This window comes from Corallococcus sp. AB030 (assembly GCF_003668965.1).
GTDB classification, from domain to species: Bacteria; Myxococcota; Myxococcia; order Myxococcales; family Myxococcaceae; genus Corallococcus; species Corallococcus exiguus.
Genome location: NZ_RAWQ01000031.1, coordinates 26483 through 40836, shown reverse-complemented (window position 1 = coordinate 40836; position 14354 = coordinate 26483). Strand labels below are relative to the sequence as shown.

At 67.2% G+C, this 14354-nt stretch carries 13 protein-coding genes; 6 read left to right on the top strand and 7 right to left on the bottom strand.

The window, feature by feature from the left end; genetic code table 11:
- Positions 1-31: 31 nt before the first annotated feature.
- On the bottom strand, positions 32-532 hold the full coding sequence (locus tag D7Y15_RS10760; RefSeq protein ID WP_139915017.1) for a hypothetical protein: 501 nt from the start codon (positions 530-532) through the stop codon (positions 32-34).
- Positions 533-758: 226 nt separating this feature from the next.
- Here D7Y15_RS10760 and D7Y15_RS10755 point away from each other — a divergent pair, with 226 nt between their 5' ends.
- A complete protein-coding gene (locus D7Y15_RS10755; protein ID WP_120575057.1) occupies positions 759-1865 on the top strand; it encodes a helix-turn-helix transcriptional regulator in 1107 nt (368 codons plus the stop codon).
- 90 nt (positions 1866-1955) lie between these two features.
- On the opposite strand, the gene D7Y15_RS10750 is transcribed toward D7Y15_RS10755, so the two are convergent.
- Complete coding sequence (locus tag D7Y15_RS10750) at positions 1956-2417, bottom strand: hypothetical protein (RefSeq protein ID WP_233596689.1); 462 nt, start codon at positions 2415-2417, stop codon at positions 1956-1958.
- Between the two features lie 261 nt (positions 2418-2678).
- Here D7Y15_RS10750 and D7Y15_RS45630 point away from each other — a divergent pair, with 261 nt between their 5' ends.
- Positions 2679-3365, top strand: a complete 687-nt coding sequence (locus tag D7Y15_RS45630; RefSeq protein ID WP_233604891.1) for a hypothetical protein — start codon at positions 2679-2681, stop codon at positions 3363-3365.
- A 46-nt stretch (positions 3366-3411) separates the two neighbouring features.
- Here the strand turns inward: D7Y15_RS45630 and D7Y15_RS10740 are convergent, their stop codons facing one another.
- A complete protein-coding gene (locus D7Y15_RS10740) occupies positions 3412-4404 on the bottom strand; it encodes an NAD(P)/FAD-dependent oxidoreductase (protein WP_121752489.1) in 993 nt (330 codons plus the stop codon).
- On the opposite strand from D7Y15_RS10740, the gene D7Y15_RS10735 reads away from it, so the two are divergent.
- Complete coding sequence (locus D7Y15_RS10735) at positions 4381-4770, top strand: TetR/AcrR family transcriptional regulator C-terminal domain-containing protein (protein WP_158629037.1); 390 nt, start codon at positions 4381-4383, stop codon at positions 4768-4770. The genes D7Y15_RS10740 and D7Y15_RS10735 overlap by 24 nt on opposite strands.
- Positions 4771-4798: 28 nt before the next feature.
- On the opposite strand, the gene D7Y15_RS10730 is transcribed toward D7Y15_RS10735, so the two are convergent.
- Both D7Y15_RS10730 and D7Y15_RS10725 read right to left on the bottom strand, forming a co-directional pair.
- Entirely contained in the window at positions 4799-5191 is a 393-nt protein-coding gene (locus D7Y15_RS10730) for a GFA family protein (RefSeq protein ID WP_120575055.1), read from the bottom strand.
- 29 nt (positions 5192-5220) lie between these two features.
- Complete coding sequence (locus D7Y15_RS10725) at positions 5221-6960, bottom strand: hypothetical protein (RefSeq protein ID WP_121752488.1); 1740 nt, start codon at positions 6958-6960, stop codon at positions 5221-5223.
- A gap of 200 nt (positions 6961-7160) precedes the next feature.
- Between D7Y15_RS10725 and D7Y15_RS10720 the strand changes: the two genes are divergently transcribed.
- Positions 7161-10091 (top strand): PQQ-dependent sugar dehydrogenase, encoded by a 2931-nt coding sequence (locus tag D7Y15_RS10720; RefSeq protein WP_121752487.1) that lies wholly within the window; start codon positions 7161-7163, stop codon positions 10089-10091.
- An 88-nt stretch (positions 10092-10179) separates the two neighbouring features.
- Here D7Y15_RS10720 and D7Y15_RS10715 read toward each other — a convergent pair whose 3' ends face one another.
- Positions 10180-10722, bottom strand: a complete 543-nt coding sequence (locus D7Y15_RS10715; protein WP_217275937.1) for a TetR/AcrR family transcriptional regulator — start codon at positions 10720-10722, stop codon at positions 10180-10182.
- 115 nt (positions 10723-10837) lie between these two features.
- Here D7Y15_RS10715 and D7Y15_RS10710 point away from each other — a divergent pair, with 115 nt between their 5' ends.
- Together D7Y15_RS10710 and D7Y15_RS10705 are read left to right on the top strand one after the other, a co-directional pair.
- Positions 10838-11752 carry an NmrA family NAD(P)-binding protein gene (locus D7Y15_RS10710; protein WP_121752486.1) on the top strand — a complete coding sequence of 305 codons (915 nt, stop codon included), beginning with the start codon at positions 10838-10840 and terminating at the stop codon, positions 11750-11752.
- 169 nt (positions 11753-11921) lie between these two features.
- The gene (locus D7Y15_RS10705; RefSeq protein ID WP_233604889.1) at positions 11922-13190 is read left to right on the top strand and encodes an SBBP repeat-containing protein; all 1269 of its coding nucleotides are present in this window, start codon (positions 11922-11924) and stop codon (positions 13188-13190) included.
- 67 nt (positions 13191-13257) lie between these two features.
- Here the strand turns inward: D7Y15_RS10705 and D7Y15_RS10700 are convergent, their stop codons facing one another.
- Entirely contained in the window at positions 13258-14280 is a 1023-nt protein-coding gene (locus D7Y15_RS10700) for a deoxyhypusine synthase family protein (protein ID WP_120575049.1), read from the bottom strand.
- Between the last annotated feature and the right edge of the window lie 74 nt (positions 14281-14354).

Genomic DNA, 14354 nt, shown 5'->3' with positions numbered 1-14354 from the left:
GAGAAGCTCCGGGCGCTGACTGCGCGGAGGGCTAGCGACTGACCCAGAAGGACCTGCTGCCGCAGGAGACCGCCCGTTTGAAGAACGCAACGTCGAGTGCCGCCCCCTTGTCGTCGACCGCGGCCACCAGTTGCACGGTGTCGCTGAGTCTGTTCGCGGGAATCCTGACGGTTGTCCCAGCCGCCACACCGCCACGGACCTCGAAGACGACCACACGCTTCGTGGGGTCAAAGACGACGATTCCTCCCACCCTTCTCGTGATGTTCACCAAGACGTAGTCCGCCGAGCTATTGATGTCGCCCATCGTTTCGCCCTGGCCCCCCGAGCTGTCGCCCCTGGGCGTGTAGGTCGACTCGTGCCACTTCCCTTCCTCATCGAAGTAGCCAGCCCAGACAGCCTCGTGATTTTGATCGTAGAGGATGACCCTGTTGCCCGTCTCCCCCATGTGCCAGCCGCCGGGAAGGGCTTCGGCCTTGCCTCCAACCAGAATGACACTGACAGCCAGAATGCATGCAAACAGTTGATTGCGCATTGAGTCTCTCCTTGGCGTACAGCGGGGTTACCACCGTGAGCACCTGCCCACGGGCAAGCTCGGTTCAGTCACTGGCATTCGCATGAGTTCCACTCGACGACGGATCTCGCGGAAAGTACGGGAACCCGTTGAAAGCGGGCATCACCCATAGGGGTGACGCTGTCCCGCATGGTAAAACCATCCCAAACGTCGTGCTTACGCTTGAATCCAGACGTGGAGGAAAGTCATGCGCGTGAAGGGCCAGCCGGATTCCATGCAGCGGGAGCAGGTGCTGTTGGATGTCATGACAGCGCTGACCAGCTCACTCGACATGAAAGAGGTCTTCTCCGAGTCCCACAGGATTCTGTCGCGCGTGCTGGCCGCGGACTTTGGCGGGCTCTGCGTGTCCAGGCCCGGTGAGCCCGGTCAATACGACTGGCCCATGATCCAGGACATGCCCCAGGTCTTCTTTGACCGCTACCCGGAGATTTCACACGAGTGCTTCGTGAGCGCCGCGGTGGTCCAGCAGCCCAACACCGTGCTGCGGGAGTCCGAGATGCTGTCGCGCCTGGAGATGAGGAACAGCGCCATGTACGCGCACTGCCGGGAGATGCACATGCCGGTGGAGCGCATCCTGTCTGTGTCACTGGACATGGGGCTGGGCTGGCACAGCGGCTTCACCCTGTACCGGGAGAACCGGAAGGCCTTCTCGGAGCAGGAGCAGGCCTTTCTTCAACGCCTGACGCCCATCCTGGCCAGAACGGTTCGCAACTGTCTCATGCTGGGAGACCTGGTCCGTCAGGGAGACCTCCTGGACCAGCTCTTCCGCCATACAGGGCTTGAGAGCATCGTGCTGAGCCCACCGGCCATCGAGCTGATGCGCACGCCCCGCTCCACGGCGCTGCTCCATCGCTGGTTCCCGGATGAGCCCTGTGGCCGCTTCGGCCTGCCCCAGGTCCTCCTGGACGCCTTGGAGCGGCTCAGTCGCTCCGGACAGCGGATGCTCGCCGGGCAGGACGTCCTGACGTTCCGGCGGCTGGGGCGGAGCTTGAAGGTGACGTTCCTCCCGTTGCCAGCCCATCCCGGGAGAACGCCCTGGGCGCTGTTGTTCCAGGAGGTGTCTCACAGCGTTCAGGTTCCCACCGAGTGGCGCAAGCGGCTCACCCCTCGCGAGCTGGACGTGGTTCAGCGCGTCTTGAATGGTTGGGACAACCGAACCATCGCGGAGGACATGGGAAGCTCGCTGAACACGTTGAAGACGCACCTGAAGCGGGTCTTCGTCAAGCTGGCCGTGCCCAGCCGCGCCAAGCTGATCCTCCTCGCGCAGGAGCAGAGCGCCGAGGCAGCAGGGTAGGCTCCCCGTGTCGGACGCGCCACCAGCCTCGCCTCTATCGGCGCGAGGAGCTCCCTCCCGCGCTGAGACCTGTCAGTCGTTCCGGGAGTTTCATCGAGGCCCCGAGGGCACGGGGTTGACGGTGGTGAGCGCGGGCGGCGATGCGGTCAGAGAACCCAGGTAGAGCCGGCCATGGAATCCGTCAGGCTGCTGGGACGTGAAGAGCTTCAGTCCCTCGGCCTGCTTGGAGGACTGCCATGCCTCGAGCGCCGGGCTGATGCCGAAGACGTTGCACTCCACGCCCTCGTTCCAGACGTTGTAGCGGCAGGCGAACTGGGTGCCTCGCTGGAAGCCCACGTCCAGGACACGCACCGAGGGCAGGACACGTGCCACGCGAGCGCCCATGGGCTCGAAGTCGCCATCCCAGCTCGCCTCCGTGGTGCGCGCGTGGACGCTGCCCGTGAGGACCAGCGTCCAGGCCTGGGGACGCTCCGATCGGGCGTTCAGCAGGTGCTGGGCCATCTGCGCCTCGCGCTCATTGCCGTGGGCCCTGTCGGCGTCGATGGCGGCCACGGCCACATCCTTTCCGGAGACGCGCAAGCGGCGGGCCTGCTCGCGAGCCACAGGCGCATGGATGCCGCGACCGTCCGCAGCGAGCCCCTCGCCCACCCAGACCCTGGTTTCGCTGTCGCGCTCGAACTCCTTTGACGGGATGCTTCAGGGCCCACCGGAGTCCCTCACTCCTGAACAGAAGAGCGACTTGATCGCGTTCCTGCGCCGGCTCTGATTCATCTCACAGGGAACCCCCGTGCGGGCCCAGACGTCCACAGGCGCATGGTCCCCATCCTGCTGCTCCTCGCCCTGACCCCTGTCGACGCGGAGCCCGAGCCCCCAAGTCCAGAGCGTCCCTATGCCGAGGTGGTCGCCGGGTTGGAGGCCCGACGACAGGACTTCGGCACACGGTGGCACCAGCCCGGCGTCAAGCGCACATCCCTGCGGGACGAGGCCCGTTCAACCGTACTGGATGCCATCACCCGGCAGCTGATGCCGGCCTGGTACGGCACGCCCTGGGAGTTCTATGGCCACAGCCAGACTCCCGGAACAGGGAGCATTGCCTGTGGCTACTTCGTCTCCACCGTACTGCGGGACGCGGGCTTCCGAATCGAGCGCGTACGGATGGCCCAACAGCCCGCCGAGCACATCGTGAAGACGCTGGCACCCGCGCTGAAGACCTGGCGGTTTCGCGACCGTCCTGTGTCCGAAGTCATCGACGGAGTGAGTCACGCCGGTGCCGGGCTCTACGTCGTCGGACTCGACTACCACGTCGGGTTCCTCTGGAACGACAGCGCGAAGGTATGGATGTGTCACTCGTCCTACCTGGGCGAAGCCAAGGTCGTCTGCGAGGACGCGCTCACCTCCCCGGCGATGGTGTCGCGCTACCACGTCGTCGGGAAGCTGCTCGAGGACGGGATGATGGACGCCTGGATGAAGGGGCGGGCTCTCCCGACCTTCATCCCGTAGCCCAGGTGGAACCCAAGACTTCCGGAATGACACGGCACCTCAGGCATCAGGACTGCCCGCGGGATGACGTGCTCTCCCGGACCGGTGCGGCGCCGCCGGTCAGCAGGTTGATCAGCCCATGCGGTGCGTTGTCATCGTTGAAGCAGAGCGTGTGGATCCTCGCGGCCTCGGCTGAGGCATCCACGCTCCTCAGGAACATGGCCTCCTCGTACTCGGCGACCGCGGCATCGAAGTCGCCCCGGTGCGCGGCCAGGGCCTTGCCCAGCTCGGCGCCGTCGTACATCGCGAGGTTCGCGCCCTCACCGTCGGGCGGGTTCAGATGCGCGGCGTCGCCGAGCAGTGTCACACCGGGCACGTGAGTCCACCGATGTCCTGGCGGGAGCGCATGGATCTTCCGGAGGACGGGGGCTGTCTCACCGTCGGTGATCAGCGCGGTGAGATCTGGCGCCCAGCCGTCGAACTCCGCCGCGACTCGAGCCTTCACCTCCTTCGGGTCGGAGAAGTCGATGTCCGTGAACCACTCCTGCGGCCGGCTGAGCGCGACGTAGGTGTGCAGGACGCCGTGGGGCTCGCGGTGGGCGAGGATGGCCTTGCTGGGTGCGAGGACGTAGAGGGCTCCTCCTCCGACGAGCTTCGCGCTGGCCGGGTGGCGTGCGTCGGCGTCGAGCAGGTAGGTCTCGACGAACGAGGTGCCGACATACGCGGGCTTCGCGTCGGACAGCAGCGGCCGGACCTTCGACCAGGCGCCGTCCGCGCCCACCACGAGGCTCGCCGTCACGCTCGCCCCATCCGCGAACGTCAGCGTGTGCTGCCCGCCGCCGAGCGAGCGGATAGACGTGACCTTGCGTCCCCACTGCACGGTGCCGTCAGGCAGCGAGTCGAGGAGGATGCGCCGCAGTTCGCCGCGCGGCACCTCGGGGCGAACGCCGCTGCCGACGTCGTCATCGCCCGCGCGCTGCCCGAAGTCCCCGCCTCCGCCACGCCCCAGGAATCGCTTCGCGGGCTCGCCGTCGCGGTGTTCGAGACGGTCGATGCGCATCCGTGGGTGGGCGCGCAGCTCTCTCGCGCCCCGTGGGAGTCTCCGATGCTGCGGATCTTCGAGCGCATCGGGCACCAGTTCCAGGCGATGGGGCTTTCAGACAGAGCCTGGTTCACGGCGGGGTCGACGCTGATGAGCTACATCGTCGGCGTGAGCATCCAGAATGCCGCGAACGGCCGCATGCTCGATCCGTCCGTGGACCGCGTTGAGTTCCTCAACACGGTGTCGGCCCGGTGGAAGGAGCTCGACGCGAATGAGTATCCGTTCACCCGCAAGCTCGCCGCCCAACTGCCCGGGCACGATGACCTCGCCGAGTTCCTGGCCGGCATCGATCTCATCCTGAAGGGGATCGCGGCCTCCCGCTAAAGGCGGTTCCCATGGCGTCCGCGGGAACCTACTTTGGCGGGATCGTGTCGAACCGCGGCACCCCGTCCGCCACGTCGTAATAGTCGCCCTTGTTGGCCATGTAGACATGGACGGCGATGCGGGTGTGGGTAGGCGTGTCGAAGGCTCCCAACGCGATTCCCATCCAATCGCGTTGAAGCGGATCCCAGAACAGCGACGAGCCGCAGACAGAGCAGAACCCGCGACGCGCCTTCTCGGACGACTGGAACCAGCCGACCTTGTCCGCGCCCTCGATCGTGACGGCGGAGCGCGGCACGTCGGTCGAGACGAAGTAGTGGCCCGAGTGCTTGCGACACCGGGTGCAGTGGCAGGCGTCAGGGGCGGGCAGCTCGCCCTCCACGGTGAAGCGGACCGCGCCGCACAAGCAGGAACCGCGATGCATGGACGACCTCCTCTCGACACCCGCTTCGGTCAGCGCATGTCCTCCGGCCACTTGCGCTCCACGCCGGTGGGGTTCTGATTGTACAGCTCCGCGAGCCGGGCCTTCACCTCCTCCACGGTGCCGACGATGACGTAGCTCCGCGTCTTGATGTCCTCCGGCACGCCGCCCGACATCCCGAAGGTGACGCTGAGCTTGGAGCAGTCGTCCGTGGGGTTGTTGAGGTCGAACTGGTGCAGGCGGTACTGGAGGTCCGGCAGCGCCTCGTCCGGCGACCAGATGGCCATGGCATGCTTGCCGTCCTCCGTGGCGACGATGAGCGGCACGTTGCCCGCCTCATCCTTGAAGCCGCCCGGCGTCGGGTCCTCCGAGTGCACCCGGGGGTACTCGCGCGACTCGCCCGTCGCCGGGTCGAAGCGGTAGTGCTTCTCGAACTCGCGGTTGACGTAGGTGGTGGGGGCCTCGACGTAGGCCGTGTCGTGGGGCGCGGCGAGGTGGATGTGGCTGTCGTACTGGATGACGTTGTCGTGACCGCCCACGCCGACGGTGATGTCCTTGGTGATGAGATCCTCGGAGACCAGGGTCGTGTTCTTGGCGTGGGAAACGCCGTTGTACGGGCCCGCCTCCTCTCCCGGCTCCAGCCAGTAGGCGGGATGCACGGTGCTGGTCATGTGGCCCAGCTGCGCGCCGTAGCCCACCACCTGCGTCGTGGAAATGGGCTCCGTGCCGTTCCGGTGGCTCCCCGCCTCGGTGGGCATCAGGGCCTCGTTGTAACCGTCCAGGGAGAAGGCCACCTGCATCTGCCGGCCATGGTCCTTGTTGTTGATGTACTCCTTGCCGTCGTAGACGAGGCTGGTCACAGCGCCGCCGTGGCTCGCGGAGGTGCCCATTTGCACCGTCGCGTTGCCGAAGGAGGTGTCCCCGTTCAACGAGCCGGTGGTGCCGTAGGGGCCCGTGGGCTGCTGGACGCCCCCTGGGTCCTGCGTCGGCGCCGCGGTCATGTCCCCGCCGGGCCACGTGGTGCCCAGGCGCTGTCCATCCTTGGAGAAGGCCTGCACCTTGCCGCCAAGGTCGGCGAGGTAGCCATTCTGGAACTCCTGGAAGGGCACCGCGTCGGGCTTGCCGGAGGCGACCCGGGCGTCACGGAACGCCTTCACCATCGGATCATCGAGAAAGGGCGGACGGGTCTTCACGGCGTCCTCGAGGCCGGAGTTGGGGTAGCCCAGGCGGGAGTTGGTGCCCTGCCGGCCATGGGTGAAGGTGTTGTCCGAGTAGGCCTTGCAGATGTCGCCGTGCACCTCGAAGGACACCCACTGGTTGCGGTCCTCGGGTTTCACGGACTGGCCTGGAGGCGGACGGCAGAAGGTGTAGAGCTGCATCTGCCGCTCGCCGGTGGCGGGGAAGTCCTGGAAGAAGGCGGGGACGTTCTCGTTGCCGGGAACGGTGGAGCGGCCCGCGGCATACATGGGCGAGCGGGAACCATGCATCGCCTGGTCGGCGGCGGGGTCCGGCAGGGTGGTGCCGCGCTTGCGGGTGAGCTCGGCCTCCGCATTGCCTTTGAATTGTTCGCACCAGGCCTGCCAATCAGCCACGGACGGGTTGGACACGTCCGGAGGAGGCGTGCTCTCGGCCAGGGCCCTGTAGGACGAGGATGTCGAGGGGCGGGACCGCGGTTCGAAGCTGCTGTGGAAGAACAGCTCCCGGAGCGTGCGCTCGGCGGTGGAGTCCTGGGACGTCGTTGCCTGCGACGCCGGCTCCGAAACCGAAGACACGCGGATACCGTTCTGACCCGATTGGAAACGAGAAACACTGTCCATGTGAGCCTCCCCCCTGAGGCATGCCGCGATATCCGCTGCACTCATGACGATGGCCGGGGGAATCCATTGCCGAACTGCTGAATCGGCCCCGGCCGAACGGGACTTCAGTGTAAAAGCGGGAATCACCACCCGCAGTTCGACCGGGATGAGCAGCGATGACAGGAACGAATGTACGAGCCGTCGTGTGCGCGGTCTTCTCCCTCCTCGTGGGCTGCTCGACGCAGCCCCCCCCGGAGCTGGCGGAAGCGCGAGCGGCCGCGGTCATGCAAGACGCCAATTTCGCCGACTCGGTCTTTGTCAGTGGCCTCCAGGGCCCCACCACCATGACCTTCGCGCCTGACGGGCGCCTGTTCATCTCGGAGAAGAATGGTTCGCTGCGTGTCGTCGTGAACGGCCAGCTTCTGGCGACTCCGTTCATGACGCTCGCCGTGGACAACGACAACGAGCGTGGGCTGATGGGCGTCGCGTTCGATCCCAACTTCGCCAGCAACCACTATCTCTACGTCTATTACACGTCGGTCGCCGGCAGCATCCACAACCGGGTCAGCCGCTTCACCGCCAACGGCAACGTGGTGGTTCCCGGAAGCGAGCTGGTGCTCGCCGACTTTCCGACGCTCGACGCCGCCAACCACAACGGCGGCGCGGTCCGCTTCGGACTCGACGGCAAGCTCTATGTCTCCGTCGGAGAGAACGCGGTCTCCTCCAATTCGCAGAGCCTGAACACGCCGCTCGGCAAGCTGCTGCGCTTCAACCCGGACGGCAGCATCCCCACGGACAATCCGTTCTATGCGACCGCCACCGGGCTCGCGAAGGCGACCTGGGCGATGGGACTGCGCAACCCCTTCACCTTCGACGTTCAACCCGGCACGGGCATCCTGTTCATCAACGACGTGGGCGAAGGCGGCTGGGAAGAGATCAACCGCGGCCAGGCCGGTGCCAACTACGGCTGGCCGATGACGGAGGGCTATTTCACGAACCGGCCGGAGCTCACGCAGCCGTTCTATGCGTACCCGCATGGCTCCGGCACGGCCGCCGGCAACTGCATCGCTGGCGGTGCCTTCTACAATCCACCCGTCTCGGCCTTTCCCAGCGCGTATGTCGGTCAGTACTTCTTCGCGGACTACACCAACAATTGGATCGCGCGCATCGACCCGAACACCGGTGCGAATTCGCTCTTCGCGACGGCCGCCGCGGGACCCGTGGACCTCGATGTCGGGCCCGATGGCGCGCTCTACTACCTGGCGCGCGGCTCGGGCCAGGTAGGCCGCATCGCCTACACGGCCTCGCTGCCGCCGAGCATCGCGCAGCAGCCGGCGAGCACGTTGGTATCGGTCGGCTATCCTGCCACCTTCACGGTGTCGGCGAGCGGCGAGCCGCCCCTCACCTACCGGTGGCAGCGCAACGGCGTGGACATCGCTGGCGCGACCTCGCCGAGCTACGAGCTGACCGCCGCGCAGCTCTCCGACAGCGGCGCGCGCTTCCGCGCGGTCGTGACCAACGGGCTTGGCTCGGCCACCAGCGCCGAGGCCGTGCTGACGGTGACGTCCAACAAGCCGCCGGTGGCCACGATCGTGACGCCGGCCACGGGCGCGACCTACATCGCCTCCACCAACCTGACGTTCTCCGGCTCGGCCAGCGACCTGGAGGATGGCGCGCTGCCTCCGAGCGCGATGACCTGGAACATCACCTTCCATCACGACACCCACACGCACCCGGCCATGGCGGATACCACCGGCATCGCGAGTGGGAGCTGGCCCGTCCCGAGCATCGGCGAGAGCTCAGCCAATGTCTGGTATCGCCTGCGGCTCACGGTGCGCGACTCGATTGGCCTCACCCACACGACGTATCGCGACGTCCACCCCGTCACGGTCCCGCTCACGGTGACCAGCGTGCCGAGCGGCCTGCAGGTCCTGATGGACGGGCGGCCGGTCGCGGCGCCGCACGAAACGACGGGTGTGGTCGGTGTCGTCCGCTCCGTGGGCGCCGAGTCGCCGCAGTATGCGGGCGGTAGGTTCTGGGCGTTCTCGTCGTGGTCTGACGGAGGCGCGCAATCACACACCTTCATCACGCCTGGCAGCGCGGCCACCTACACCGCCTGGTTCGTCGAGACCTCGGGCGGGAGCTGCTATCAGATTCAAAGCGAGCGCACCGACAAGTGGCTCACCGTCAACGTCGCGGGCAAGGTCATCGCCGGCAGCACGACGCAAGCCGGCGGGCAGGTCTTCCAGCTCGTTCCGAGCGGCACCCAGTACAAGCTCAAGGGCTCGGGAGACGCGTTCCTGACGGTGGTGGCGAACCAGCTCACGATGGGCGCCAACTTCACCAGCGGGGAGTCGTTCACCCAGCTGGCCTGCGGCTACGGCGGGCGCACCCGCGTCGGCTTCCGGGCCTCCGTGGGGAGCGCGCCCCATTGGAAGGAAACCGCGCCGGGCGAGCCCATCCAGAGTGGTGACGGCGGCAATGGCGGCGCCTGCAATCCGGCCGATGGTGGGGCCTGGGAGGCCTTCTACCTCGAACCGGTTTCCTGCCCGGGCAGCGGCGGCGGCCCCGTGTGCGGCAACGGCACGGTCGAGAGCGGCGAGCAGTGCGACGATGGCAACACCCAGTCGGGCGATGGCTGCGATGCGACCTGCCATACCGAGGCCAGCGGCAGCGCGGGCTGCTTCCGCATCCAGAGTGAGCGCACCGACCAGTGGCTCACCGTCGACGGCGCGGGCAAGGTGGCTGCCCTCGGCACGACGCAGACCGGTGGCGAGGTCTTCGAGCTCGTCACCAGTGGCGCGAAATACAAGCTCAAGGGAACCAGCGGCGCGTACCTGGCGGTGGTCGCGGATCAGCTCACCCTGAATGCCTCGCTCGGCACGGCGGAGTCGTTCACCCGCCACGCATGCGGCGTCTTCGGCGGCCGCAATCGCTATGGCTTCGAATCGACGACAGGCACCGCGCGCAACTGGAAGGAGAACACCCCCGGCGCTCCCATCCAGAGCGGCAATGGCGGCAACGGAGGCATCTGCAATCCCACCGACACGGGCTCGTGGGAAGCCTTCTACCTCGAGCCCGCGACCTGCCCCCAATCGGGTCCGTAGTCGAAGGCCTCCAGCACCGCCCGCGGGTCTTCGCGTTGGGGGCGTGCCGTCGCATGCGCCCCCAGGGCCCGCTCGCCCTCGACCGCCCTCAGCGCCGGATGCCGGTCAGCGCGAGGCGCAGCACCCGGCGCGCGGTGACCGGATCATTCTCGTTCGCGACGGCGATCGCGTTCGCCAGCATCATCAGGTCCTGTGCCGTGGCGCCCGCTTGAAGCGCACCCACGGATGACGCCCGCGCCACCAGGACCTTCAGCACTTTGAGCAGCATGTCGGTGCAGCAGATGTCTTCGGCGGACAGGCCATCCGGGCCGGCCAGCAGCGCGGCGGCGAGCCCGCGGTGGGTCGCGGTGTAGACCGTCACCTCCTCGAGCCAGTCCGCCAACTCTGCGGCGGGCGCCTTGCCCGGTTGCGCGGCGGCCCGCGCACAGAGCTGCGCGACGCCGTCGCGGAAGACGACCTCCAGCAGCGCCTGCCGCGACGGAAAATGCCGGTGCAGGGTCGCCGAACCGACCCCCGCCTTCCGAGCGATCTCCTCGAGCGACACCTGCGCGCCCTCCTTGGCGACGAGCGCCGCGGCGACGGCGACAATCCGCTCCCGGTTGCGTTGCCCGTCCGCGCGCAACCGCTTCATCTGCTCCACGGCGAACTCCTCCTCACGAGACCCTTCTCTTTGACAAACGGGGGGCCCCTCCGTATTTAACACGAACAATAAACGGTGGGGTCCCCCACTTATCAAGGAGCCGCCGATGAGCCGAAACGATGCCGTTCTCGTCACCGCCGCCACAGGACGTCAGGGGGGCGCCACCGCCCGGGCGTTGCTGGCCGAGGGCCGCACGAAAGTGCGCGTCCTGGTGCGCAATCCAGAGGCGGCGAACGCCAGGGCCCTCGCGGCGGCTGGCGCGGAGGTGGTCGTCGGGGACCTGGACGATCCAGCGTCGTTGCGCGCCGCCTCCGCCGGGACGCGGGCGGTCTTCTCCATGCAGTCACCCATCGTCTCCGCGACCGGCGTCGACTTCAGCAAGGAGCGCCAGCAAGGGAAGAACCTCGTCGAGGCCGCGCTTGCCGAGGGCGTCGAGACCTTCGTGCACACCGCGACGACCGGCGTCGGCGCCCACCGCGACGTCGAGGGCTGGGCGGAGGGGCGCTGGAAGTTCCACGAGGAGTACTGGGAGAACAAGCTGGCCACGTGCGACCTGGTCCGCACCGCGGGCTTCAAGCACTGGACCCTCCTCCTGCCCGCCACCTTCATGGACCACGCGATGTTGGATCCCTCCGGCTTCGTCGACGGGCGCCGGTTGCTCACGGTGGTCAGGGCCGACAAGCCCATCGGGCTCATCGCCCCCGAGGACATCGGGAAGGCGGCCGCGGCGGCGATCAACAATCCCGTGAAGTTCCATGGCGTGACGCTGGAGCTCGCGGGTGACGTGCTCACGCTCCCTCAAATCACCGAGGTCCTCTCGCGCGTCGACGGCAAGGAGTACGTGGTCCAGTCCTCCACGATCGAAGAGGCCGTCGCGGCCGGCCTGCATCCCGGCGTGGCTCAAGGCATGACGTACATGAACGTCGCCCCGGTGCTGGCTCGGCCTGAAATCGCGCGCTCCTACGGCCTTTCACCCATGAGCTTCGAGGCCTGGGCGCGGCTGCGTCGTGAAATGACATGACGCGTCCATGTGTCACGCTCGTGCTCAAGCCAGACACTGTCGCATGTGTGTCTTTAATTACCCATCTTCCGCGCGCCCGTTTCTCGTGGTCTTGCAAGAGTGCCGTGACGTCAGATTTCCCTCCCTGACGCCGCGGTGCTGTTCCCCCCACTGAGAAATGGAGTTCGTGATGAAACACCTTCTCTTGAGCATGTTTGGGTTCGCGGGCGTCGTCGGCGCCGCGGGCGTCCCCTCCGTCGCCGCGGCCCAGGTTCCGTCCCCCTCCTGGGTGGCCCAGCTCGGCGCCAACCTGGATGAGCAGGCCAACGCCGTGGCCGTGTCAGGCTCGAGCGTCTACGTGGTGGGTCAGACGACCAGCCAGCTCGGCTCCGACCCGAAGGCCGGCGGTCAGGACGCGTTCATTGCCCGGTACGACACCGCCGGCAACCTCCAGTGGGTCCACCAGCTCGGCACCACCGGGTCGGACCGCGCCACCGCCGTGGCCACTGACGCGGACGGCAACGCGTATGTGGCTGGAACCACCTTCGGTGGCTTCGACTTCTACACCAACGCGGGCGGCATCGACTTCTTCATCGCCAAGTATGACGCAGCCGGCAACCGCCTGTGGTTGCGCCAGAACGGCACGCAGATGGATGACTTCGCCACGGGCATCGCCATTGGCGCGGACGACACCCTCTACTTCACCGGTTACACCGGCGGCAGCTTCGCCAACGGCGGCAACCCCAACAACTACGACATCATCGCCGGGCTCTATGACACGGCGGGCAACCCGTACTGGCTCCAGCAGTTCGGCAGCTCCGCGAGCGACATGGCGCGCGGCATCGCCGTCACGCCCACCCACGAGGTCTACATCGTCGGGAACACCTACGGCAGCCTCGACGGCACCACCTCGCCGGTGAACAGCGACATCTTCCTGCTCAAGCTCAACATCCTGGGCGCCCAGCAGTGGGTCCGGCAGATTGACGCGGGCGACCTGGATGACGGCAAGAGCGTCGCCGTGGGCCCCGATGGCGGCGTCTACATTGTTGGTGAAACGTTTGGCGGCCTGGACGGCAACACCAACAACGGCACCATCGACGTGCTGCTCGCCCGCTACGACAGCGCCGGCAACCGCGACTGGAGCCGCATGCTCGGAGGCGGGCAGCCCGACTACGCGTTCGGCGTCGCCGTCTCCTCGAACAACGTCGTGCAGGTGGTCGGCTACACGGGCGGGCTCGCCGGCATCCCGTATGCGGGCGCCTCCGATGCCTTCCTCACCCGCTACGACGCGCTCGGCACGAAGCTGGGCACCCAGACCCTGGGCACCTCGCGCCAGGACGTCGCCCGCGGCGTGGCCGTGGACGCTTCCGGCAACGCCTACGTCGCGGGACAGACGGGCGGAAGCCTTGGCGGCAACACCAGCGCCGGTAGCAACGACGCCTTCCTCGCCCGCTTCTGAGCAAGGCCTCTGACGAAAGCCCGGCAGGGCCCAACGCGTTCTGGGCCCTGCCGCGGTTCGCGCGTGGCTAGCGCCGGTGCTTCGCGATGAGCGCGTTCGCCGCTTCCGGATGGCCCTGGCACTCCAGCAGCGCGCGGAGCATCAGCGGGACGACGATGGTGGCGTCCGACTCGATGACGTACATCGGCGTCGTCTCCGTCAGCTTGTCCCAGGTGATCTTCTCGTTGGGCGTCGCGCCCGAGTACGAGCCGTAGGACGTCGTCGAGTCGCTGATCTGGCAGAAGTAGGCCCACGGCTTCACGGGCTTCTGCATGTCGTACTTCGTCGACGGCACGACGCAGATGGGGAAGTCACCGGCGATGCCGCCGCCAATCTGGAAGAAGCCCACGCCCTTGCCCGCGGACAGCTCCTCGTAGCGGTCGTAGAAGTCGGCCATGTACTCGATGCCGGACTTGGCGATGCTCGCGTTGCAGTCGCCCGTCTTCACGTAGGACGCGAAGATGTTCCCGAACGTCGAGTCCTCGTAGCCCGGGACGACGATGGGCAGCTTGCGCTTCGCCGCCTCCATCAGCCAGCAGGCCTCCGGGTCTCCCTCGTATGCCGCGGGCTCCAGCACCTGGATGAGCTCGTAGAAGTACTCGTGCCAGAAGCGGCGCTCGCCCTTCGCGGAGGCGTTCTTCCACATGGGGACGACAATCTTCTCCACCGCCCGGAACGCCTCGTCCTCGGGGATGCTCGTGTCGGTGACCCGGCGCATCCGCTGCTCGAGGATTTTCGTGTCGTCCTGCTTGGTGAAGTAGCGGTACTCGGGGAAGTCCTTGTACGCCGTGTGCGCGACGAGCCGGAAGAGCGACTCCTCCAGGTTGGCGCCCGTCACCGACAGGCCGTGAATCAGTCCCGAGCGGATGGCGGGCGCGAGCGTGATGCCGAGCTGCGCGGACGACATCGCGCCCGCGACGCTCCAGAACATCCGGCCACCGCTCGACACATGCTCCCAGTAGGACAGGAGCGCGTCGCGCGTCGCGCGGGCGTTGAAGTTCTTGTAGTTCGTGAGGATGAACTCGAGGACGGGCAGTTCGGACGTGGACATGGGGGCCTCCAGAAACAACGGGGTCATGACCCGGGAGGCGCCAGCCGACGGAATGCCACCCGAGGACACCCTAC

Coding starts and splice junctions, on each gene's coding strand:
- D7Y15_RS10760 (WP_139915017.1), bottom strand. CDS start 532: ATGCGCAATCAACTGTTTGCATGCATTCTGGCTGTCAGTGTCATTCTG.
- D7Y15_RS45630 (WP_233604891.1), top strand. CDS start 2,679: ATGGTCCCCATCCTGCTGCTCCTCGCCCTGACCCCTGTCGACGCGGAG.
- D7Y15_RS10700 (WP_120575049.1), bottom strand. CDS start 14,280: ATGTCCACGTCCGAACTGCCCGTCCTCGAGTTCATCCTCACGAACTAC.
- D7Y15_RS10740 (WP_121752489.1), bottom strand. CDS start 4,404: ATGCGCATCGACCGTCTCGAACACCGCGACGGCGAGCCCGCGAAGCGA.
- D7Y15_RS10705 (WP_233604889.1), top strand. CDS start 11,922: ATGAAACACCTTCTCTTGAGCATGTTTGGGTTCGCGGGCGTCGTCGGC.
- D7Y15_RS10755 (WP_120575057.1), top strand. CDS start 759: ATGCGCGTGAAGGGCCAGCCGGATTCCATGCAGCGGGAGCAGGTGCTG.
- D7Y15_RS10720 (WP_121752487.1), top strand. CDS start 7,161: ATGACAGGAACGAATGTACGAGCCGTCGTGTGCGCGGTCTTCTCCCTC.
- D7Y15_RS10715 (WP_217275937.1), bottom strand. CDS start 10,722: ATGAAGCGGTTGCGCGCGGACGGGCAACGCAACCGGGAGCGGATTGTC.
- D7Y15_RS10730 (WP_120575055.1), bottom strand. CDS start 5,191: ATGCATCGCGGTTCCTGCTTGTGCGGCGCGGTCCGCTTCACCGTGGAG.
- D7Y15_RS10710 (WP_121752486.1), top strand. CDS start 10,838: ATGAGCCGAAACGATGCCGTTCTCGTCACCGCCGCCACAGGACGTCAG.